The 21755-nt window shown below is 43.9% G+C and carries 17 protein-coding genes; 13 read left to right on the top strand and 4 right to left on the bottom strand.

The window, feature by feature from the left end:
• Positions 1 to 40: 40 nt before the first annotated feature.
• A complete protein-coding gene (fliB, locus tag HED67_RS05760; RefSeq protein ID WP_221717770.1) occupies positions 41 to 1171 on the top strand; it encodes a flagellin lysine-N-methylase in 1131 nt (376 codons plus the stop codon).
• Positions 1172 to 1470: 299 nt separating this feature from the next.
• Here fliB and HED67_RS05755 read toward each other — a convergent pair whose 3' ends face one another.
• Positions 1471 to 2514 (bottom strand): 3-deoxy-7-phosphoheptulonate synthase, encoded by a 1044-nt coding sequence (locus HED67_RS05755; RefSeq protein WP_246612121.1) that lies wholly within the window; start codon positions 2512 to 2514, stop codon positions 1471 to 1473.
• Between the two features lie 310 nt (positions 2515 to 2824).
• Between HED67_RS05755 and HED67_RS05750 the strand changes: the two genes are divergently transcribed.
• Positions 2825 to 4135: an ATP-binding protein gene (locus HED67_RS05750; protein ID WP_221717769.1), complete on the top strand. Its 1311-nt coding sequence runs from the start codon at positions 2825 to 2827 to the stop codon at positions 4133 to 4135.
• A gap of 1 nt (position 4136) precedes the next feature.
• Positions 4137 to 6218 (top strand): ABC-F family ATP-binding cassette domain-containing protein, encoded by a 2082-nt coding sequence (locus tag HED67_RS05745; protein WP_221717768.1) that lies wholly within the window; start codon positions 4137 to 4139, stop codon positions 6216 to 6218.
• A 149-nt stretch (positions 6219 to 6367) separates the two neighbouring features.
• Here HED67_RS05745 and HED67_RS05740 read toward each other — a convergent pair whose 3' ends face one another.
• Positions 6368 to 8050 carry an AAA family ATPase gene (locus tag HED67_RS05740; RefSeq protein ID WP_221717819.1) on the bottom strand — a complete coding sequence of 561 codons (1683 nt, stop codon included), beginning with the start codon at positions 8048 to 8050 and terminating at the stop codon, positions 6368 to 6370.
• A 171-nt stretch (positions 8051 to 8221) separates the two neighbouring features.
• Here HED67_RS05740 and HED67_RS05735 point away from each other — a divergent pair, with 171 nt between their 5' ends.
• A complete protein-coding gene (locus tag HED67_RS05735; RefSeq protein ID WP_221717767.1) occupies positions 8222 to 9244 on the top strand; it encodes a stage V sporulation protein AD in 1023 nt (340 codons plus the stop codon).
• Between the two features lie 236 nt (positions 9245 to 9480).
• Here HED67_RS05735 and HED67_RS05730 read toward each other — a convergent pair whose 3' ends face one another.
• Positions 9481 to 9903, bottom strand: coding sequence for a MarR family winged helix-turn-helix transcriptional regulator (locus tag HED67_RS05730; protein WP_221717766.1), 423 nt, complete (start codon positions 9901 to 9903; stop codon positions 9481 to 9483).
• A gap of 385 nt (positions 9904 to 10288) precedes the next feature.
• Here HED67_RS05730 and HED67_RS05725 point away from each other — a divergent pair, with 385 nt between their 5' ends.
• Both HED67_RS05725 and HED67_RS05720 read left to right on the top strand, forming a co-directional pair.
• Complete coding sequence (locus tag HED67_RS05725; protein WP_015512657.1) at positions 10289 to 11065, top strand: enoyl-CoA hydratase-related protein; 777 nt, start codon at positions 10289 to 10291, stop codon at positions 11063 to 11065.
• A gap of 141 nt (positions 11066 to 11206) precedes the next feature.
• Positions 11207 to 12523 carry a GntP family permease gene (locus tag HED67_RS05720; protein ID WP_221717765.1) on the top strand — a complete coding sequence of 439 codons (1317 nt, stop codon included), beginning with the start codon at positions 11207 to 11209 and terminating at the stop codon, positions 12521 to 12523.
• A 238-nt stretch (positions 12524 to 12761) separates the two neighbouring features.
• Here the strand turns inward: HED67_RS05720 and HED67_RS05715 are convergent, their stop codons facing one another.
• Positions 12762 to 13688 carry an RluA family pseudouridine synthase gene (locus HED67_RS05715; RefSeq protein ID WP_221717764.1) on the bottom strand — a complete coding sequence of 309 codons (927 nt, stop codon included), beginning with the start codon at positions 13686 to 13688 and terminating at the stop codon, positions 12762 to 12764.
• Positions 13689 to 14048: 360 nt separating this feature from the next.
• Between HED67_RS05715 and deoD the strand changes: the two genes are divergently transcribed.
• From deoD to HED67_RS05680, 7 genes are all read left to right on the top strand, one after another.
• Positions 14049 to 14768 (top strand): purine-nucleoside phosphorylase, encoded by a 720-nt coding sequence (deoD, locus tag HED67_RS05710; protein WP_221717763.1) that lies wholly within the window; start codon positions 14049 to 14051, stop codon positions 14766 to 14768.
• Between the two features lie 130 nt (positions 14769 to 14898).
• Entirely contained in the window at positions 14899 to 16695 is a 1797-nt protein-coding gene (locus HED67_RS05705; RefSeq protein WP_246612120.1) for an aminopeptidase P family protein, read from the top strand.
• A gap of 46 nt (positions 16696 to 16741) precedes the next feature.
• Entirely contained in the window at positions 16742 to 18961 is a 2220-nt protein-coding gene (locus HED67_RS05700; protein WP_221717762.1) for a glycoside hydrolase family 2 protein, read from the top strand.
• 3 nt (positions 18962 to 18964) lie between these two features.
• On the top strand, positions 18965 to 19498 hold the full coding sequence (locus HED67_RS05695) for a 4'-phosphopantetheinyl transferase family protein (protein WP_178440894.1): 534 nt from the start codon (positions 18965 to 18967) through the stop codon (positions 19496 to 19498).
• Positions 19499 to 19560: 62 nt separating this feature from the next.
• Positions 19561 to 20736, top strand: a complete 1176-nt coding sequence (locus HED67_RS05690; protein WP_215632595.1) for an aminotransferase class I/II-fold pyridoxal phosphate-dependent enzyme — start codon at positions 19561 to 19563, stop codon at positions 20734 to 20736.
• A gap of 17 nt (positions 20737 to 20753) precedes the next feature.
• The gene (gene greA, locus HED67_RS05685; RefSeq protein ID WP_221717761.1) at positions 20754 to 21257 is read left to right on the top strand and encodes a transcription elongation factor GreA; all 504 of its coding nucleotides are present in this window, start codon (positions 20754 to 20756) and stop codon (positions 21255 to 21257) included.
• 91 nt (positions 21258 to 21348) lie between these two features.
• On the top strand, positions 21349 to 21711 hold the full coding sequence (locus tag HED67_RS05680) for a SpoVA/SpoVAEb family sporulation membrane protein (RefSeq protein WP_178440887.1): 363 nt from the start codon (positions 21349 to 21351) through the stop codon (positions 21709 to 21711).
• Positions 21712 to 21755 lie beyond the last annotated feature (44 nt).

Below are 21755 nucleotides of genomic sequence, written 5' to 3'. Positions count from 1 at the left end.
AAATGAATAAACAATAAAAAGACAACAGGGAGTGACGACAATGGAGTATGTATATCCGGATTATTACCGGCAGTTTACATGTATCGGCGGAGAATGTCCGGATACGTGCTGTGCGGGATGGGAGATTGTCATTGATGACAAAACCCTTGAAAAGTATAAGAAATATCCCGGCGGTTTCGGTAATCGTCTGCGCAATTCAATTAATTTTAAGAGAAAAAGTTTTAAGCAGTATGACAGAAGATGTGCTTTCCTAAATGAGGAAAATCTCTGCGATATTTATACGGAAGCCGGGGAAAAACTGTTTTGTAAAACATGCAGACAGTATCCGAGGCATGAAGAAGAATATGAAAATGTCAGGGAATTGTCATTGTCTCTGTCATGCCCGGAGGCAGCGCGGATGATTTTGTCACAGGACAGACTGAATCTCATTTATGATGAAAAAAAAGGGCATTCAGAGGACTATGGGGATTTTGATGAACTGCTTTTTTCACAGCTTTTAGACGGCCGGGATGCTTTCTGGAAACTGATAGAAAATGAAAACGTACCGATGGCAGTGCGGATGATGCAGATGCTGTCCATGGGCCATCATTTGCAGAAAAATATCAGCGAAGGTCAGCTGTTTGGGCTGGAAAATATATATGACCATTATCTTTCAGAAGGGGCAGCAAACCGAATGAATGTGTACCTCAAAGAAAAATGGGAAAAGCCGGGAAGTCGTTATCATGTCATGAAAGGCATGTTTTCATGCCTGCATAAACTGGAAGCCTTATCCGCAGACTGGCCGGGGAAAGTAAGACATTATGAGAAAATCTTATTTAGCGGTGGCAGGAAAAAGTATGAGGCCCTGCACCAGTACCGGATGCCGGACAAAATAGCCGAGCAATTATTAAGCTATTTCATATACGTCTACTTCGCCGGAGCTGTTTACGACGGTATGCCGTATTCAAAAGTCAAACTGGCCGTCATCAGCACCATGCTCATCGAAGACATAGTCTGTGCAACAGCCGCAGAAAAAGGCGAACTCACCTTTGAAGAAATCGCAGACGCCGCCCATAGTTACGCTCGGGAAGTCGAACACTCCGACCTTAACCTCCAACGCCTGTCTATCATGTTCAGACACCAGAAATGCTTCCATATCGGACGCCTGTGCGGTGCATTGTTGGAATGGTAAGTATTTAATGTGCATTTGTGAGCAATACATTTTATTAATTGCTGATTTACAGTATTGCGGAGCACAACTTCTGATTGAAAAGTAACATCGCACTGAAAAACATCATGCGGCTGCATCAACACACTTCAAAAAAGGATTGCAGCTTGTTCTTCAGTACAGGTGCTTCAACACCGGCCGCTCCTAAGGCAGCGTATTTTGCTGCCTTAGTAGCGCTGCCAGGGGTTGGCAGTGCAAACGTGCCTGTACTGAAGAACAAGCTGCAATTTTTTTATTGTATACTGAGGCAGCCGCCCTATATTTTACAACTGCTCCGCAATACTGTAAATCAGCGCCTCCGTCTTTTCCCAGCCAAGGCAAGGGTCTGTAATGGATTTGCCGAATATGCCTTCACCGATCTTCTGGCTTCCGTCTTCCAGATAGCTCTCAATCATGAAGCCCTTGACAAGCTTTTTGATGTCATCGGAGTGACGGCGGCTGTGCATGACTTCGTTGGCGATACGAATCTGTGCCATGTACTGCTTGCTGGAGTTGGAGTGGTTGGTGTCAATGATGCAGGCCATATTCTCAAGGCCTTTTTCGGCATAGCTGTCGTAGAGACGGCTGAGATTCTCAAAATGGTAGTTCGGGATATTGTTGCCGTGTTCATTGACAGCACCGCGGAGAATAGCATGAGTCAGCGGATTGCCGGGTGTTTTGACTTCCCAGCCTCTGTAGACAAACATCTGCGGGCTCTGGGCAGCTTCTATAGAATTGAGCATCACAGAGATATCACCGCTCATCGGGTTCTTCATACCGCATGGGATGCCGACACCGCTGCCTGTAAGACGATGAATCTGGTCTTCTACGGAACGGGCACCTACAGCTACATAACTGAGCAGGTCAGAGAGGTAGCGGTGATTCTCAGGGTAGAGCATTTCATCCGCACAGGTAAGGCCGGTTTCTTCGATGGCTCTTGCGTGGAGCTTGCGGATGGCGATCAGACCTTCCAGAAGATCCGGCTGCTTTTCTGGGTCCGGCTGGTGGAGCATGCCCTTGTAGCCTTTGCCTGTTGTCCGGGGCTTATTGGTATAGATACGCGGTATCATAATGATTTTGTCAGCAACTTTCTCCTGAACCCTTGCCAGTCGGTGAATGTATTCCATCACAGGCTCTTCACTGTCTGCGGAGCATGGGCCGATAATTAAGAGAAACTTGTCGGATTCGCCTGTAAAAACACGGCGAATGGCTTCGTCGCGTTCGGCTTTATGTTGGGCGATTTTTTCAGAAATCGGGAATTGTTTCTTAATTTCCTGTGGGATTGGGAGTTTACGGACAAACTCCATCTGCATCTGTTCATGATTCATGGGTCAAACCTCCGTTTTAGTTGAATTTATCTTTTATACAAATATTGTAAAAATCAAAGTGATACCATTATAACACAGTTGCTTTAAGGGTTCAACGCTTTAAATTGAGAAAAATAAAAAATGATTTGAAAGATCAAATAATATTTGAGGGTTTCGGGTTGGAATTTGCCGAAATATCATAGATAGGCTTGAATTACTATAGGAAATAGGAGTATAATCGGGTAAATAAACATTTTGTTAAAATAAACCATGTCAGAGAAACAATGTCATGACTATCAGACATGGACAAGATAAACGGAGGAAATGAAGAATGTACAAAATCGTATCGAAACTGTTAATGTACGGCGATATGCCGAAGGACAGCATTTTAATGCAGTTAAGTGATATTTTTAAACAGATGGATCAGGATACACAATCAAGAGATGAGCTGGTAACAAGGATTTTTACCCAGGTGAAACATCTGCTTCAGGTGGCCACCGATTATGGTTTTGACAAGAATCTCTGGCACAATTATCTGACTTATCTGTTGATTACAGATGAGAATCCTTTCAGTTTAACCTGTGAGAAAGTCGGGGCCAACGACGGCAGTGTCAACTTCTTTGCCAGAGGTGATTTTAAGGCATTTAAGGCTTTGTTTGACTTTGATTTTTCTGAAATTGAAGAACGTCTGGGCATTGATTGCTTTACAAGGCTCTCACAGTACAAGGCCATCGGCAAGAAAGAACTGATGTACAATAAGAATGTTAGTGAGAAGGTCCAGGCCCTCAGTGAACGGCTGGAGAAAACAGCGAATGAGGATGAATTTTTTGACGTGGTGACGGATTTTTACAAAGCTTACGGTGTGGGTATGTTCGGTCTGAATAAGGCATTCCGTATTGCGTCAAGAACAGAGAATCATGTGGAATTCTGTCCGATCAACAATATGGATATGGTGATGTTAGATGATCTGGTAGGTTATGAGATCCAGAAGAAGAAGCTGGTGGACAACACAGAGGCTTTTGTTCAGGGAAGAAAAGCCAACAATGTGCTGCTCTTTGGTGACAGCGGTACAGGTAAGTCCACAAGTATCAAGGCCATTGTCAATGCTTATTATGACCAGGGTCTGCGAATGATCGAGATTTACAAGCATCAGTTCAGAGACTTGTCCAACGTTATTGCACAGATTAAAAACCGCAATTATCGCTTTATTATTTATATGGATGACCTTTCTTTTGAAGAGCATGAAATTGAATACAAGTTCCTGAAAGCAGTTATTGAAGGCGGTGTTGAGACAAAACCTGAGAATATCCTGATTTATGCCACATCCAACAGACGTCATCTGATCAAAGAGACATGGAATGACAGGAATGATATGGAGTACGAGAATGATCTTCATCGTTCTGATACAATGGAAGAAAAACTGTCTCTTGTCAATCGTTTTGGTGTTCAGATCAGTTACTCCAAGCCATCTAAGAAAGAATTCAATGAGATCGTTATTGAACTGGCTCGCCGTGCAGGTCTGAACATGACAGATGAAGAACTCTGCGCAGAGGCGAATAAGTGGGAGATGCGTCACGGCGGTATTTCCGGACGTACCGCACAGCAGTTTATCAATTACCTGCAGGGTACAGTGGAGATTTAAGATGCTGTATCGGATTACGGATGGCACCCTGGCCATTGGCGGTGAAAATCTTCTGGAACACTTTGATTTTGAAATCAAGGGCAGGGAACGGATTGCTATTACCGGTCCGAACGGTTCGGGCAAGACAACGTTTCTTCGGTTGATTGCCGGCGAACTGTCTCTGGAAAGAGATGACTGCAGGCAGGGTGAGGGTATTTATCTGGCAAGAAATGTGACCATTGGTATGCTGCGGCAGCAGGCTTTTGCAGATACCTCTCATACGATTCAGGAAGAAATGATGGAACTGTGTCCTTCAAGAGATACCTGGGACCGGGAGCGCTTTGAATTCGAGCAGGAATATGACAGGATTTTTACCGGCTTTGGCTTTGCAAAAGAAGATAAAGAAAAACTTTTATCGGATTTTTCCGGAGGAGAACAGACAAAGATTGCTATGGTACGGCTGCTCCTGGAAAAACCGGATATCCTGTTGTTGGATGAGCCAACGAATCATCTGGACATGGAGAGTGTCCGGTGGCTGGAAAATTATCTGCAGAATTATTCGGGTGCGGTTGTCATGGTTTCCCATGACCGATATTTTATTGATGAAACGGCAGAAATTGTCTATGAGCTGACAGATAAGAAGCTTGTACGCTATGTGGGCAATTATACCCAGTTTCGACAGCAGAAGCTGAAGAATCTGGCCATCTGGAAGAAGCAGTACGAGCAGCAGCAGGCAGAATTGGAACGACTAAATCAGCTGGTCGAGCGTTTCAAGCACAAACCGAAAAAGGCAGCCTTTGCCCGTTCTAAGAAAAAATTGATAGAGCGCATGGAGAAATTGCCGACTCCGCCGACACTGGCAGAACATATTTTTACCGGGGAACTGGTACCTGCGGTGATGGGTGGCAAATGGGTAGCTGAGGCAGAAGAATTGAAGATTGGTTACGACGGCAAGGCTATTGCAGAACTTTCATTGCGCATCCGACGGGGACAGAAGATCGGCATTATCGGGCCAAACGGTGCCGGCAAGACGACTTTTCTCAAGACAGTAGCGGGACTTCTGGCACCTGTCAAGGGTAAATGTCAGCTGGGATTTCATATAGAACCGGGATATTTCGATCAGCAGTCGGCAGCATTGACATCTGACAAGAAAGTGCTGGAGCATTTTCATGACCTTTTTCCTGCCATGCCGGAGAAAGATGCCAGGAATGAACTGGCAGCATGGCTTTTTGAAGGGGCTGATGTGCAGAAAACGGTCAGCGACCTTTCCGGCGGTGAGAAAGCCCGGCTCGTACTGGCAGAAATCCTTGAAAAACGGCCGAACTTCCTGATGCTGGACGAGCCTACCAATCATATGGATATTCCGGCCAGAGAAACCCTGGAATCTGCTTTTAGAGTTTACAAAGGCACCATGCTCTTTATTTCCCATGACCGTTATTTCATTGAACAGGTGGCGGATGCGCTGCTGATTTTTGAGAACGGTCAGGTATCTTATTACCCATTTGGCTACAGACATTATATGGAACGGCTGGAGCGAATGAATCAATACCGGGCTGCCGGTGTTTCAGAAAAAGACGCCGCCGTTGTCCTGGGACAGATGAGCGCCGAGGACCAGGCCCTCATTGCGGGCTTGAAAAATGTACCGAAGGGCGCTACACTGCTTGGACACGAACTATCCACAGACCAGGCCTTCCTCGACTGGCAGTTAAGATTGGCAGCAGAAGCTATGGCAGATGCGGCTGAGAAAGTGGAGAATTATTATCATTCGGTGAAGAAAACGAAGCAGGATGAGTGGGAAAAGTGGATAGAGCAGGTATGCGATGATGAAGTTGGTTCATCGGATGTCAAAGAACTAACTTCTGTTGATGAAAATCTATATCCCGAAAGTGTCGGAAGTCAGGTAGATGATGTATTAGAACAATGGTATAAGTCGTGTTTAGACTGGTACGATATCTGGGAAGAAATGCATCCTCAAGTGCTAGAACATAAAGAAGAATATCCAGATGCAGAATTGACGATGAAACGTCATGAAGCAGAAGAAGCTGTGAAGAATGAAAAGGCATGGCTTAGTCTGGATGAATTGAAAAATCAAGTAGAACAATAAAATATAAGACATAAAAAACAGAGTTTTAAGCAGTTGTCAAATAAATATCCTGATAAGCAAAATCATTTTCAGATGACTTTGATATGCTTATTCAGGATATTTTTGTTTTAAGTATTCGTCAAGTTAGTTGGTGTTTAAAATTCTATTTTCTAGTCATTTTTTACAGCCTGAACCAGACAGCGCTTTTTGAAAAAAGCAATACCATAGCATAGAATCTGGTCATACTCATCTTCATATTCTTTGGCATACATTTTCTCTTCAATCTGCTGCAGAGCAGCGTCACAATCTGATTCCATCTGCTCAAGAGATTTTGAGTACTTTGCTTCGAAGACGGCAACGCGGCTGTTTTCAGTATCATAGACCACAACATCACTGCGGCCTTCACCATGTTCCTTATTGGATTCAACGATATAACCGGCTCCTGCAAAGATACCTGCCAGAAAAGCGTGGTAATAATCTTCGAGATAATCATGGTAACTGATGGTTTTTCGCAGAAGTTTGGTCATTTCATCAGTGATTCGGGAACAGTCTGTATTCCAGACAGCCTGAAACAATGCCTGTCTGTTCCAGGTTCGGGCACTGTCGTCAAACCATTTGATAACGGTAGTCTCAAAGATTTTACGAATTTCAGCGTTTGGAATTTTCAGCGCATAGACACCGTCCGTCTGAGGGGCGGAAAGCTGTACGTTATCGGCTCTGGTCAGATAACCGGTCAGGTAAAGAATACTCCACAGATTATCTTCGGAAGAATGGAGATAATCATAAGTCAGATTTTCATCGATGTGCTGAAGAATGTATTCACCGGAGAGCAGTTTTTCAAGCTTTTTGGTGATGGTATTGCCTGCATAATCAATAAAAGAACGGATAATGGCATTATCACTGGTGTTTTTCCAATAACTTGAAGGTTGAGCTTGAGGATTTATCTGCAAATCTCGGAGGTAATTCATCACATCCCATGGACAGTAGACGTCAAAATCTCCGAAACGGTACCCGTCGTACCAGTATTTTACCTGTGAAGCATGTATTTCTGCATGTGCTTTTTTGAGAAGTGTATTGACATCATTTTCAGTAAAACCGAAATATTCATTCAGGCGGGAATGACTGATGGTGTCGGATACAAAATTATTAGTGCCTGTAAAAATGCTTTCCTTTGCAATTTTGAGGCAACCGGTAATCACAGAAAAGCAGAGATTGGGGTTATCTTTGAGTGCGGTGCTTAGAAGCGTTTTAATCAGGCTGAGCATTTCGGTATAATACCCATGGCTGCTGGCTTTTGCAAGTGGAACATCGTATTCGTCCAGTAAAAGAATAACCGGTTTGTGATAATACGTTTTCATCATGCGCATCAGCAGAACCAGAGAACGGCTGAGGTGAATTTTGCCGGCAGTGCCTGCTTTCAATTCAAGAAAAATCTGTTTATCATCGCTGTCTATAATCGGACAATCAAGCAAATATGCATGTTCTTTGTATAAATCAGCAATCTGGGCAGCAAGCTGACCGTATGCGTCATCAAAATTCAGCCCATCCACATCTTTGAAAGTCAGAAAGAGTGTGGGATATTGATTCATCCATTTCTGGCAGGACGCAGTATCTTTGGAAATTTCAAGTCCTTCAAATAAAGTGTCACTGTTTTTATGAATATCGAAGAAAGCAGCCAGCATGCTCATGCCAAGGGTTTTGCCAAAGCGGCGGGGCCTTGTAATGAGGGTGACTTTTGCAGCAGAGTTGTTTAATAATTCGGCAATCAGGCCGGTTTTATCAACGTAGTAATATCCGTTTTGACGGATTTCTGAAAAGTCAGAAATACCAACAGGAATATTGAATGTTTGCATCATGCCAGCTCCTTTCTGAAAAAATAATCGAATTCGATGATGGTTTCAATGTAATTATCATACCACAGCAGTGGAGGTTTTACAATTACAGGCAGAGTTTGTTGTCAGGAATAATATTTACTTTTTGAAGCATACTGATACAAAAGACACATTCTACGTGGAGGCTTATGTATGATTCAGAAAGTTGGCAATAATTCAATGATTTTTGAGAAGCCGCCGGTGATTCCGGCGGCTTCTTCTGTTGTAGGGGAGAAAGAGGGACAGGGGCCTCTTGGGCAGTATTTTGACCATGTGGAGAAAGACCCGAAGTTTGGCATGGAGACATGGGAGCAGGCAGAGAGTACCATGCAGCTGATGGCGGCAGAGAAAGCGATTAAAAAGGCCGGTTTATCCAAAGAACAACTGGATTTTCTTTTTGCCGGAGATCTGTTGGGGCAGCTGATTGCTACATCTTTTGGACTGATGGAGCTGGAACGGCCGGTTTTCGGTGTGTATGGGGCCTGTTCCACCATTGGAGAATCCCTGCTTCTGGCATCCATGGCCCTGTGCGGCGGTGCGGGCAATTATGCTTTGACAGTGACTTCGAGCCATTTTGCCGGAGCCGAAAAGCAGTTCCGCTTTCCTTTGCCCTATGGCAATCAGAGACCGTTATCCGCCACCTGGACCGTTGTAGGTAGTGGAGCCGTGATCGTGGCGGCAGAAGATAAAAAAGGTAAAGCTATGGCGAAAATCACTGGCGGAACTCCCGGGCGCATCATTGATTTTGGTGTGAAAGATTCTATGAATATGGGGGCTTGCATGGCACCGGCGGCCTGTGATACCATTTGTCAGCATTTAAAGGATTTTAACAGGCAGCCCACAGATTATGATGCTATTATCACCGGAGATTTGGGGAAAGTGGGACAGCAGATTCTTCTGAAACTGGTGGCTGAACATGGCTATGATATCAGTGACAGGCATTTGGACTGCGGTATGCTGATCTTTGACCCGGAGAGCCAGGATACCCATGCGGGAGGCAGCGGCTGCGGATGCAGTGCAGTAACACTGGCAGCCTATCTGCTGCCGAAAATAAATCGGGGAGAATGGCAGAGAATACTATTTGTACCCACAGGCGCATTGTTGTCAACGGTGAGCTTTAATGAAGGACAGAGTGTACCGGGAATTGCCCACGGGGTTGTGATTGAGAAAATCTGATTGAATGATGGCAGTCGGACGATTATCTTGTTGTCAAATATCAAGTAGTTTAATTAAAATCTGTATACTGATGATAAAAATTAAAGAACGGAAGATAAAGGAAGAAAATGAAAATAGAAAATGTAAGCAGTCTACTTAAGTTGTATGACAAGAGGAATCCTGTTTACAAAAGAGAAAGCCCGCTGTAAAACCTTCAAATATAGGTTTTACAGCGGGTTTTATAATGACTGAAATTTTTAATTCTCTTCCAGTCCGGCCAGCAGTCGGAGATTCTTCTTCAGAATCTGCTGTTCTTCTTCCGGGATGGAAGCCAGGATATCCAGATTAGCCTGATCAATGGTGTCCAGAACCGGTTTCTCAAGGGAAGCCCCTTTTTCTGTCAGAACAACTTCTATGTAGCGGCGATCTTCTGTGCTGACCTGACGTTTTAACAGATTCTTCTTCTCCATACGGTCAAGAATACCTGAAATTGTTGAATTTTCAAGTTTCAATTCGGATGCAATTTCCTTAGGTGTCGTCTTATCACCTTTCCAGAGACAGTAAAGAACACCATACTGCACAGGTGTAACATCATAATTTTCAAGGCGTTTGCTGACTTCCTGGAAGACTCTGTGCTGGGATGTGGTAAGCAGATAGTTAATACATTGATTTAATTCCATAGGGAACTCCCTTCTTTTTGAATACATTCTATATGTTTAGGCTGTTAATAATTAACAGACGAACTGTTTGTTAGTTTAAAGGTCTTTTGAATGATTGTCAAGTTTTATAAAGGTTTTTATTTGGAATATACGCATGATTTAAGGGAATAGTGTATATAACAAAAATGATGCCAATTGAAAAAAATGGAGGAAAATTATTCAATGAGCTTCAAAAAACGTCAATATAGACAAAAATAAATTGCGATTTTTGTGACAAAATCAATTAAAATTGCATAGACAAATTCAATTGTTAAGAGTATAATAAATGCATACACAAACAATTAGTGTACCAATAATTGCTTGCGTAAATAATTAATTATGTATCATAAGTTTAGGAGGATGCTTTATGAACAATTTATTAATGGAAGTCGAAAATGAGGTAGCAGTAGTAACAATTAACAGACCAAAGTCACTGAATGCATTGAATAGTGAGACACTTGCAGAACTTGACCAGTGTTTTGGTGAAATTGCAGAACGCAAAGATATTAGAGTTGTTATTCTGACAGGTTCAGGCACAAAAGCTTTTGTTGCAGGCGCAGATATTTCTGAGATGGTCAATGCAACACCTGCTGAAGGAAGAAAGATGGGTCTTCTTGCTAAAGAAGCTTTCTTAAAGCTTGAAACAATGCCTCAGGTTACAATCGCAGCAGTTAACGGATACGCTCTCGGCGGTGGCTGCGAGATTTCTATGGCATGCGACATTCGTGTAGCATCTGACAATGCTAAGTTTGGCCAGCCTGAAACAGGTCTTGGTATTCTTCCGGGATTCGGCGGTACACAGCGTCTGCCTCGTCTGGTAGGTAAGGGCCGTGCAAAAGAACTGATCTTCACATGTGATCAGATTGATGCTCAGGAAGCTTACAGAATCGGTCTTGCCAACAAGGTTGTTCCTCAGGAAGAATTGCTTGATACATGTAAAGCAATGGCTAAGAAGATCATGTCCAAGGGCAGCTATGCTGTATCTCTTGCTAAACAGGCTATCAACACAGGTATGGATACAGATCTTGCAAGTGGTCTTACACTTGAAGCAAATCTGTTCGGCTTATCATTCTCAACAGATGATAAGAAGGAAGGCATGACAGCATTCCTTGAAAAACGTAAAGCAAACCTGACAGATTTCTAATTGGATTGATCTGAGTTTAATTGAAGAGACGGTTTGACATTTTCGGGGCGAAATGCACGGGTTGTATTTCGCCTCATTTAGAAAAGAGAGTTGTTTATTATTTAACATAATGTTTATGTTGCGTGTTATTTAGGAGAGAGTATGAACATTCATATTTTAGTATTAGTTATTGCAATTGCCCTTTTCGGTGTACTTGCTTTTAAGCAGATGAGTGCACTGATTCTGGCTCCCCTTGTTACCATTTTTGTTATTTTGTGTTCCGGTTTGCCGATTCTTGATAGTCTGAAAGGACTTTTCATGCCGGCAGCAACAGATTATATTACCAAATATTTCTTAACATTCTTTGTTGGTGCTCTTTTTGGTGCGGTTTATCAGTATACAGGTGCCGCAGAATCTATTGCAAGAGCCATCGCAGGACTTTGCCACGGCAAATTTGTTGCACCAATTATCATGTGTATCACAGGTATCCTTACTTTCGGTGGTGTCAGTGGTTTCGTTGTATTCTTCGTTATCTACCCAATCGCCCTGAACCTTTTCAAAGAAGGCAACCTGACAAGAAGATTGATTCCTGCTGCTATTTCAGCCGGATGCTGGACATGGTCCATGTCAGCGCCTGGTTCACCATCCATCCAGAACGTTATCGCTATGGATAGTCTTGGTACACCATCAACAGCAGCTTTTGTACCATCATTGATTACAGCAATCGTTATGTTTGCGTTAATCTTTGTATGGTTGGAAGTCAGAGCAAGAAGCTTTACAAAGAAAGGTATTGTATTTGACGATCCATCTTTGAAATATCAGTTGTCACCTGAAGAATTACCAAATCCTGACGAAGAAAAAGATCTTCCGAATGTGATCGTAGCAATTCTTCCAATTATTTTAATCCTTGTTTTATTCAACAATCCAATGCACCCATTCCCTGTTGAGACATCTGTATTTGCAGGTGTAGCACTGGCAACAATCCTGATGTTTAAGAGAATTAAGGGTGTTAATGCATGGATTGGCGTTTTCAACAAAGGTGCAGCAGATTCAGGTGTTGCTATCCTGAATACAGCTATCGTTGTTGGTTTCGGTGGTGTTGTTCAGAATACACAGGGCTTCAATGACCTGGTAACAGCACTGAAGAATATGTCCATGCAGCCGCTTGTATTCGTTATGATTACAGTTGCTATCTGTGCCGGTGCCTGCGGTTCCGCTTCAGGTGGTATGGGTGTTGCCTTCAATGCATTGAAAGATACATATCTTCAGATGGGTGTATCACTTCCATATGTACATAGAATTGCAGCAATTGCAGCTGGTACACTTGATACTCTGCCTCATCAGGGCGCTCAGATTACACTGCTTGGTATCTGTAAACTGACACATAAGGAAGCATACTGGGATATCGCTGTTACACAGATCTTCATCCCATTCATCTGCTGTGGTGTATTCATTTTACTTGCACAGTTGGGCTTATAAAATTAAGAAAATTTCTGAAATTAATGTAACTGTTCAGAGCTAACATCCAAAATGCTACGCATTTCGTCGGTGTGGCGTATCCGCCAAATAAAATTTCAAAAACAGTCTTAAAAATACAAGCATTTTATACCTGTTTTTTGAAATTTTGCTTGGCTCTGAACAGTTACAAATTAATATTGATGATGGAAGCAGTCTCCGGATTCGCACTTGTATGTGGTGGGAATCCGGAGTTTTGTTGTTATAGATAGGGGATGGATGAGGAATGGGCGATAAGTTTTTGGAAATCAATCGGCATTCCACTGGAAAAAACAGTGGCTTCCTGACATCCCGGAAGCTGACAGGTGATTTCGAAACTATGAAGAGCTGCCCGGTTAAATCCAAGAAATCCGGCATGTCCGTAAATGGAATCCCCCAACAGTGGATGGGAGAGACTTGCCATGTGGACACGGATCTGGTGTGTGCGACCGGTCTGAAGCTTTAAACGGACAAGAGAGAAAGGTGTTCCTTCGTGGGAAAATTCAGATAAAACTTCATATTCTGTTCTTGAAGGACGTCCGGTATCTGAAACCTGATAACGGTTAAAACAATCCGGGACTTTCTCAATGGGACGGTCAATCAGACCTGATTTGGACTGATTGCTCCAGTGACCCTCTGTCAGAGCCAGGTAAACCCGGGAGAGGGTATGGCTGGCTCGCTGCCCTTCCAGCTGCTGGGCGGCATATTTATTCTTTGCCACAAGAATCAGACCGCTGGTATCCTTATCCAGACGACCGATGGGACAAAGCAGCGGCTGCTCCGGCAGCAGCCGGTAATGCCAGGCCAGATAACTGAGCAGCGTATCCGAATAGTGCCCGTGACAAGGGTGGATCACCAGTCCTGAGGGCTTGTTTACAAGCACGATATCTTCATTTTCAAAAGCGATCGATACAGGACCCTCAGCCGGTACAATCTTCTGAGTACGGTCGTTGGGCATATTAAAAACAAGGCAGTCCCCTGTGTGAAGCACACCCCGTGTGGTCACACGCTGGCCATTAATCAGAATGCCGTTCTCACGAAACTTCACCGAACGCAGAAAAGCCCGGGACAGACCGGCTATATTGCGGGCATAGGCATTTACAGACAGGCCCTCTGCCTCCGGTTCAATGATATATGAAAGCTGCCGCATGATAATCATTTCTCCTTCCAAATTTTTGTTATTTGAGAAGATATGCACTGCACCTGCTTTGAATGGTACAGTGCATATCTTCATCAAAGTGTACGAACTTAAAATGATAGCAGTAATACTATATCATAAAATGGCGTCATTGTTTTAGCTGAAAAAGAAAAATTGAGAAAGTTCAATGTGCTGTGAAAAATAATTCGCATGCACCTTATGTACTGCTGCCAAGGCTGGACAGCGGGAGCGGCCTGTATGAACAACTGTGTAAGGATTTCATTTAGAGATAATGATGGCTGCATGCTGCTTATAGATTTTACCAGTAAAATGTGGTATGATTAAGGAAAATTGTTTTGGAGGTATTTGAGTATGGCAACACCGCATAATCGCGCTGCAAATGGTGAAATTGCAAAGACTGTTCTGATGCCGGGAGACCCACTGAGAGCAAAGTGGATTGCTGAGACGTATCTGACAGATGTTCAGCTTGTCAGTGATGTCCGCAACGTGTATTGTTATACAGGTCAATATAAAGGTGCAACAGTATCTGTGATGGCTTCCGGAATGGGAATGCCGTCCATCGGTATTTATTCTTATGAATTATATAAATTTTATGATGTGGAGAATATTATCCGTATCGGTTCCGCAGGAGCCTATACAGACAAGCTGAAGGTACTGGATGTGGTGCTGGCAGATGCTGTTTGGAGTGAATCCACTTATGGACAGGCACAGAGCCTGGATATGAAGAACTGGCAGTATCCGTCAGAAGAGCTGAATCGACAGATCAAGGATACAGCATTGAAGATGAATAAGAAGCTTGTTTCAGGTCCGATTCATTCCAGTGATGTTTTTTATCATGAAGCGGATGCCAATGATGTACTTCGCAAGATGGTTGATGTAGAAGGACTGCTTTGTGTTGAGATGGAATCCTTTGCGTTGTTCCACAATGCAGAGATTCTTGGCAAGAATGCAGCCTGCCTGCTGACGATTTCTGATTCTCTGGTAACAGGTGAAGAACTGGATGCAGATACCAGAGCGACTGCTTTTGCAGAGATGGCAGAGCTGGCTCTTGAGGCAGCCATCGCAGTTTAAGATAAAGCAGAACAGCAATTTTGAATAAAAACATGGTTGCAGAGCATTTTGAAATTTGGTACCATAATTTGATGACAAGATGTGAAGTTGGATGCAGTCAAAATGACATCAAAGTGAGGAAACAGATAAAATGATAACAGTAAGAGAAAGATTGGCAGCCCTCAGAGAGAAGATGGCTGATTATAAAATGGATATGTACCTGATCGGTTCAGAAGATTTTCATGGTTCCGAATATGTAGGAGAGCATTTCAAGTGCCGTGCTTTTATTTCCGGTTTTACAGGTTCGGCGGGTACAGTCCTTGTGACCAGGGATTTTGCAGGACTTTGGACGGACGGAAGATATTTTCTTCAGGCAGAGGCGCAGCTTGTGGATACAGGGATTGAATTGTTCAAGATGGGCAATGAAGGTGTACCGACTATTGAAGAATATATCGTGTCACACATTGGAGAAGGACAGAGCCTTGGTTTTGACGGAAGAACCGTTAATGCCAGAAACGGTCAGGAATATGTTCGTAAGTTAAGCGAAAAAGGTGCATCCGTCAATGGCCGGTATGATTTGGTGAATGAAATCTGGACTGAGCGTCCGGAATTGTCTGCGGAGCCTGCATGGCTGTTGGATATTGCTTATGCAGGACAGTCAAGAGAGGACAGAATTGCCATCATTCGTCAGGCGATGGCAGAGAAGAAAGCGGACTGGTTTGTGCTGACTTCCCTGGATGATATTGCATGGCTTTTGAATTTCAGGGGCAATGACGTACAGGACAATCCGGTTGTTCTGGCTTATCTGATGATGAGTGCAGACAGTCTGAGACTTTACACGAATGCAGATGATTTTAAAGATGAGGACAGAAAAACACTGGAGAGGGCCGGTGTAGAATTCCTTGAATACAATGACATTTATGAGGATGTTGCGAAGCTGACAGAGAATCAGACAGTTATTTATGACGGCTCTGCTTTGAATTACGCAATTCTTGAGAGAATGCCTGAATCTGCGAAAAAGATAGATGAGCAGAATCTGACATTGCTGCCGAAGGCCATCAAGAACCCTGTAGAGGTTGAAAATATCCGTCAGGCCCATATCAAAGATGGCATTGCCCTTACAAAGTTTATGTACTGGCTGAAGAAGAATATCGGCAAAATACCGATGACAGAGATCAGTGCTGCGGAGAAGATGGAAAGCTTCCGCAAAGAGCAGGAAGGGTATCTTGAACCGAGTTTTGAGCCGATCAGCGGATATGGTGTGCATGGTGCCATTGTGCATTATTCTGCCACACCGGAAACGGATGCCAAGCTGGCACCGAAGGGACTGCTTCTGATGGATACAGGCGGCCAGTATATGGAAGGAACAACAGACATTACCCGTACTTTTGTATTGGGTGAACTGACGGATGAAGAGAAGAAATTCTTCACACTGGTGCTTCGCGGCAACCTGAATCTGGCTGGGGCAAGATTCCTGCATGGATGCAAAGGCTACAATCTGGATTATCTGGCCAGAGAACCTCTGTGGCAGATCGGTATGGATTATAATCATGGTACAGGTCATGGCGTAGGCTATTTGCTCAATGTTCATGAGAGTCCGAATGGCTTCAGATGGAAGATGCTGCCAAACCGCAATGAAGGATGTGTTCTGGAGGAAGGAATGCTGACATCTGACGAGCCCGGCGTTTACCTGACCGGCAAATTCGGTATTCGTCATGAAAATCTCATGGTCTGCATGAAGGGTGAGAAGAATGAATACGGTCAGTTTATGTATTTTGATACAGTGACGCTTGTGCCTTTTGATCTGGATGGTGTGGATCCGACATTGATGACAGCGCGTGAGAAACAGCTTCTGAACGATTACCACCAGAAGATTTATGCGATTATCGGACCGCATTTGAATGCAGAAGAACAGGCATGGTTAAAAGAGGCTACACGGGCAATCTAACCGATGAGATACATGCTGTGCGGCTTTTAATGGGCAGGAGAGATCAATGCAGAGAATATATTTAAATGACAACTGGTATTTTACAAAAAATTATACAGAGGACCTGTTGAACCCGGAGGCTGATTTGTCAGAGCTGGAGAAGGTGCGAATTCCACACAATGTGTGTGAATTGCCGTACAGCAATTTTGATGAAATGTCTCTGCAGCAGCTTTGTGGCTACAGGCGCAGTCTGATTGTGGAAGATGCATGGCGCAGCGGACACCTGCTCCTGACCTTTGAGGGGGCTGCCCATGAAGCTGTGGTTTATGTGAATGGACATCAGGCAGTGAAGCATTATGGTGGATATACAGCTTTTTCGGTGGATATTCTTCCGTTTCTTGCAGAAGGCAGTGAACAGATCATCACCGTGCGGTTAGACAGCAGAGAGTCTCTGAATCAGCCGCCTTTTGGATCAGTGACAGAGTCTCTGACTTATGGCGGTATTTACCGGGATGTCTATCTGGATGTGAAGAATGATTACTATATAGAAGATATCTATACAGCCACACCGGATGTCAGGACGGATGAGAAAATATTAAAGGCAGAGATTAAGCTGAATGCATATACAGAAGGCCTGATACTGGCTGCCCATCTGGATACATGGACGGAGATTCCTGTGGAAGATGACAATCTTCAGCACTGGGATCTGAAAAATGCGGAGGTGTATTTCCGAACCTCCTGTCTGACTTATACAGTGCCGGATGCAATGCTCTGGGATGTGGAGATGCCGAATCTATATATATTAACCGTGGAACTCATAAAAGATGGGCAGTGCATTGACAGCAAAAAAGTCAGGGTTGGATTCAGAGAAGCTGTCTTTGATGGCGAAGGTTTCTGGCTGAATGGACGTATTCTGAAATTATGTGGTTTTGGCAGATATCAGAGCTGGCCATATACAGGGTATGCCATGCCGAAGTCACCCCAGCAGCTGGATGCAGATCTTCTGAAATTTGAACTTGGAGCCAATGCAGTGCGGACGCTGCAGGGACCGCAGTCACAGTATTTTATGGATCGATGTGATGAAATCGGTCTTCTGGTTATCCCTGAAATACCGGGATGGCAGTTTGTGGGGGATACTCGCTGGAAAAAGATTACAGTGAGAAATGTCCGGGAGATGATTATGCAGTATCGCAATCACCCGTCTGTGATTTTGTGGGATGTGCGTGTCAGCGATTCGGATGATGTGGATCCGCTTTATTATAAAACAAGCCGTCTGGCGAAGGAACTGGATGTCTACCGCCAGACAGGCGGTGTGCGGGATTTTGCAGGCAGCCGCTTTTTTGAAGATGTGTACCTGTATGATGATATGAGTCAGGATGCAGGAAGTGCTTCGGTTAATAGTGAAAATATCTGTCAGGATCCGTCCAAAAGCTGTATTCTGGCGGGACATCACAGCCTGACAGAAGATACGAAGGCAGGCGGTATTGAGTCTTATATCCGTCAGATGGTGCAGCAGGCGAAAGTCTGGCGGGCAGCAGAAAGCAATGACAGTCTGGCAGGCAGTCTGTCACCGAAGATGACAGATTATCCGATCAGCCGCAGATACAGCGGAGGTAGCGGAATTTGCATGAGAGGTGTCATGGATTGGTTCAGAAATCCGAAATTGGCTGCTGCACTGTTTAAGAGCCAGAGGGAGGATGAACCGGTATGCGTGGCTGCGGTACCGGTCAGTGATCAGATGATTGTGCTGACAAATGCGGATCATATTCTTCTGTATTGTGATAACAAGCTGGTTGATGAGTTCTATCCTGATGAGAAAGAATTTCGGGATTTGGTACATCCTCCGATCATCATTGAGCATCTGTGTGATATTCTCCATACCGGACAGAACCCGCACTCATACTTTGCGAAATATCATGCAGTGACATGGAGGATAGAAGCTGTGAAAGATGACAATGTCATTGCACAAACCTGCGTCAGCCCGGCACCTGAGGCAAAGCTGCAGATCATGACTGATCGACAGACATTGGTTGAAGAAAGTAGCTACGATGTGGCTACAGTGCATATTGAAGCTGTCGGTGAGAGCGGTCAGCATTTTTATGAATATGAGATACCGCTTATTTTGAAGACCGAAGGTGATATCGAATTGATTGGTCCGGATGTTATCATGATGCAAGGCGGTTTTGCCGGAACTTATGTGCGCTCTTTGGGCAGAAACGGAAAGGGACGGCTCATGATTCAGGATGGACACGGTGAAGCCGTGGTTAATTTTTCTGTGAAAGTATAAAAGATGAAAATTTATATAGCAAACTATGACATCGGAAGTATGACACCCGGACAGGAGAGCAGACATCAGCATATGCTGGGACGTCAGCTGCTGCAGACGGCACTTTCAAGGGAAGGTATTCCGGGGGATCTTTCTGATGAGAATGGGCTGTGTGCATTGACATATGGCCTTTATGGGAAGCCTTTTTTGCGGGAATTGCCGAATATTCAATTCAATATCAGTCATACGAAGGGGTTGGTGGTTTGTGCCATAGGCACAGCATCCCTTGGGATTGATGCCGAGAAGATCAGGCCTTATCCGGGAAGTGTTCTTCGGAAGATGACAGAAGAAGAACGAGTTTATATACAGTCTGCAGGTGATCAGGATGAGGCATTTATGCGGGTCTGGACGATGAAAGAAGCAATGATCAAACTGACAGGAGAAGGCCTGGCAGCATTTGCAGCTGCAAAATGTGTTCCGGGAAAACCATTGTCCGGGATGACATGCCGTCAGATGCTCTGGCAGGGTCAGTATGTGATAACGGCTATTGAAAAATAGAATTGCATCTTGCCAAAAAAGGTTTAAAATAGAAGGTAGCATTTTACAGGAGGATAAAAAGGATGGAATTTAATTTTGCAAGCCGTCTGGATTCCTTTGAGGAAGGAATTTTTTCGACTTTGAATGATAAAAAGAATGAATTGCTGAGAGCAGGACGCAAGGTATATAACATGTCTGTGGGGACACCGGATTTCAAGCCGGCACAGCATATCATCGATGCAGTCAGTGAGGCGGCATCCAAACCTGAAAATTATAAATATGCACTGGCAGATCTTCCTGAACTGTTGGATGCGGTCAGCAATCATTATGCAGAGCGCTATGGGGTCAAAGGTATTCGTCATGAAGAGATTATGTCCATTTACGGGTCACAGGAAGGGATGGCACATATTGCCATGGCGATCTGTGATCCGGGGGATGTGGTTCTGGTACCAAATCCGGGGTATCCTGTCTTTACAGCAGGACCATTCCTTTGCGGTGCGAAGGTAGAGACCTATGATTTGCATCCGGAGAATAATTTTCTGATAGAATTTGACAAGATACCTGAAGAGCAGGCAAAGCGTGCCAAGATGATGATTGTCTCTTATCCGCTGAATCCGGTCTGTGTCACAGCACCTGATTCTTTTTATGAGGAATTGATCACATTTGCGAAGAAATACAATATCATCATTCTGCATGACAATGCTTATTCAGATATTATTTATGGCGGCAAAGTCGGTAAGTCTTTCCTGGCTTTTGAAGGGGCCAAAGAAGTGGGTGTTGAGTTCTATTCATTATCCAAATCCTATAACTATACAGGTGCCAGAATGTCCTTTGTAGTGGGGAATCAGGCGATTATTGACCGCTTTAAATGCGTACGTTCTCAGATTGATTACGGCATCTTCCTGCCGGTCCAGTATGGTGCTGTTGCAGCATTGACAGGACCTCAGGATGCGGTTAAAGCACAGTGTGAAGAATATGACCGACGAAATCATGCCCTGTCAGAAGGACTGACATCTATTGGATGGAGAGTGCCGCTCAGCCAGGGAACAATGTTTTCATGGGCACCGATTCCGAATGGTTTTACGAATTCCAATGATTTTGTTATGGAATTGATGGAAAAGACAGGTCTGATCGTAACGCCTGGCAGCAGTTTTGGCAGTTTGGGTGAAGGTTTTGTCCGTTTTGCACTTGTTCTGGACGTTCCGACGATTCAGGAAGCCGTGAAATCTGTCAGGGAAAGCGGCATATTAAATCGATAATGGAGATGTGTTAGAAGATGTATGATGATTTATCCGAAGCAGATATTCAGAAAATGAAAGAAGAGATCGAATATCGTAAGGTGGTTGTCCGTAAGGAGGCATTAACAGCTGTTAAGGAAGCCAGAGAACAGGGAGATCTCAGTGAAAATTTTGAATATCAGGCAGCGAAGAGAGAAAAGAATCGAAATGAGAGCAGGATCAGATATCTTGAAAGAATGGTCAAGACGGCCAGAGTTATTGAAGACCGTTCGAAAGAGGACGAAGTCGGTCTGAACAATACAGTCACAGTTTACTTTGAGGATGAAGATGAAGAAGAAGTATACCGTATTGTAACAACCGTCCGGGAGGATGTACTGCATGGTCTGATCAGTATTGATTCACCGGTGGGCAAAGCGCTGATGGGACATCGCGTGGGTGATATAGTACATGTGCAGGTCAATGATAAGTACGGCTATGATGTGCAGATCAGAAAGATTGACAAGACAACGGATGAATCTGATGATAAGATCAGAGATTTCTAAGATTGAAAAATAGCATGAATAAAAGCATTTTATTTTCCGAATACTAATGGCAAATGAATTTGGCCTACAAAGAAAGCAGGAGGAGAATAAAATGCTTTTTGATTATCTCAAAGTATTCATCACAGGTGGCATCATATGTGCATTGGTGCAGCTGTTGATGGAAAAAACAAAGATGATGCCCGGAAGAATCATGGTTTTACTGGTATGTTCCGGGGCAATTCTGGGAATGCTGGGCATCTATAAGCCCATTGTAGATTTCGGTCAGGCAGGAGCGACGGTACCCCTTCTGGGATTTGGTTATAATCTATGGAAAGGTGTTAAGGAAGCCATCGATAGTCAGGGATTTTTCGGGCTTTTTACAGGTGGTTTTACGGCATCGGCTGTGGGAATCAGCGGTTCGTTAGTGTTTTCTTTTTTGGCATCATTGATCTTTAATTCCAAAAATAAAAAGTAGCATAAAAACAGGGGATATGGTTTGAAAAACCATATCCCCTTAAT

The organism is Pseudocoprococcus catus, from assembly GCF_019734885.1.
GTDB lineage: Bacteria > Bacillota > Clostridia > Lachnospirales > Lachnospiraceae > Coprococcus_A > Coprococcus_A catus.
This window is presented reverse-complemented; position numbering and strand designations above follow the sequence as displayed.

Coding starts and splice junctions, on each gene's coding strand:
- fliB (WP_221717770.1), top strand. CDS start 41: ATGGAGTATGTATATCCGGATTATTACCGGCAGTTTACATGTATCGGC.
- HED67_RS05755 (WP_246612121.1), bottom strand. CDS start 2,514: ATGAATCATGAACAGATGCAGATGGAGTTTGTCCGTAAACTCCCAATC.
- HED67_RS05750 (WP_221717769.1), top strand. CDS start 2,825: ATGTACAAAATCGTATCGAAACTGTTAATGTACGGCGATATGCCGAAG.
- HED67_RS05745 (WP_221717768.1), top strand. CDS start 4,137: ATGCTGTATCGGATTACGGATGGCACCCTGGCCATTGGCGGTGAAAAT.
- HED67_RS05740 (WP_221717819.1), bottom strand. CDS start 8,050: ATGCAAACATTCAATATTCCTGTTGGTATTTCTGACTTTTCAGAAATC.
- HED67_RS05735 (WP_221717767.1), top strand. CDS start 8,222: ATGATTCAGAAAGTTGGCAATAATTCAATGATTTTTGAGAAGCCGCCG.
- HED67_RS05730 (WP_221717766.1), bottom strand. CDS start 9,903: ATGGAATTAAATCAATGTATTAACTATCTGCTTACCACATCCCAGCAC.
- HED67_RS05725 (WP_015512657.1), top strand. CDS start 10,289: ATGAACAATTTATTAATGGAAGTCGAAAATGAGGTAGCAGTAGTAACA.
- HED67_RS05720 (WP_221717765.1), top strand. CDS start 11,207: ATGAACATTCATATTTTAGTATTAGTTATTGCAATTGCCCTTTTCGGT.
- HED67_RS05715 (WP_221717764.1), bottom strand. CDS start 13,688: ATGCGGCAGCTTTCATATATCATTGAACCGGAGGCAGAGGGCCTGTCT.
- deoD (WP_221717763.1), top strand. CDS start 14,049: ATGGCAACACCGCATAATCGCGCTGCAAATGGTGAAATTGCAAAGACT.
- HED67_RS05705 (WP_246612120.1), top strand. CDS start 14,899: ATGATAACAGTAAGAGAAAGATTGGCAGCCCTCAGAGAGAAGATGGCT.
- HED67_RS05700 (WP_221717762.1), top strand. CDS start 16,742: ATGCAGAGAATATATTTAAATGACAACTGGTATTTTACAAAAAATTAT.
- HED67_RS05695 (WP_178440894.1), top strand. CDS start 18,965: ATGAAAATTTATATAGCAAACTATGACATCGGAAGTATGACACCCGGA.
- HED67_RS05690 (WP_215632595.1), top strand. CDS start 19,561: ATGGAATTTAATTTTGCAAGCCGTCTGGATTCCTTTGAGGAAGGAATT.
- greA (WP_221717761.1), top strand. CDS start 20,754: ATGTATGATGATTTATCCGAAGCAGATATTCAGAAAATGAAAGAAGAG.
- HED67_RS05680 (WP_178440887.1), top strand. CDS start 21,349: ATGCTTTTTGATTATCTCAAAGTATTCATCACAGGTGGCATCATATGT.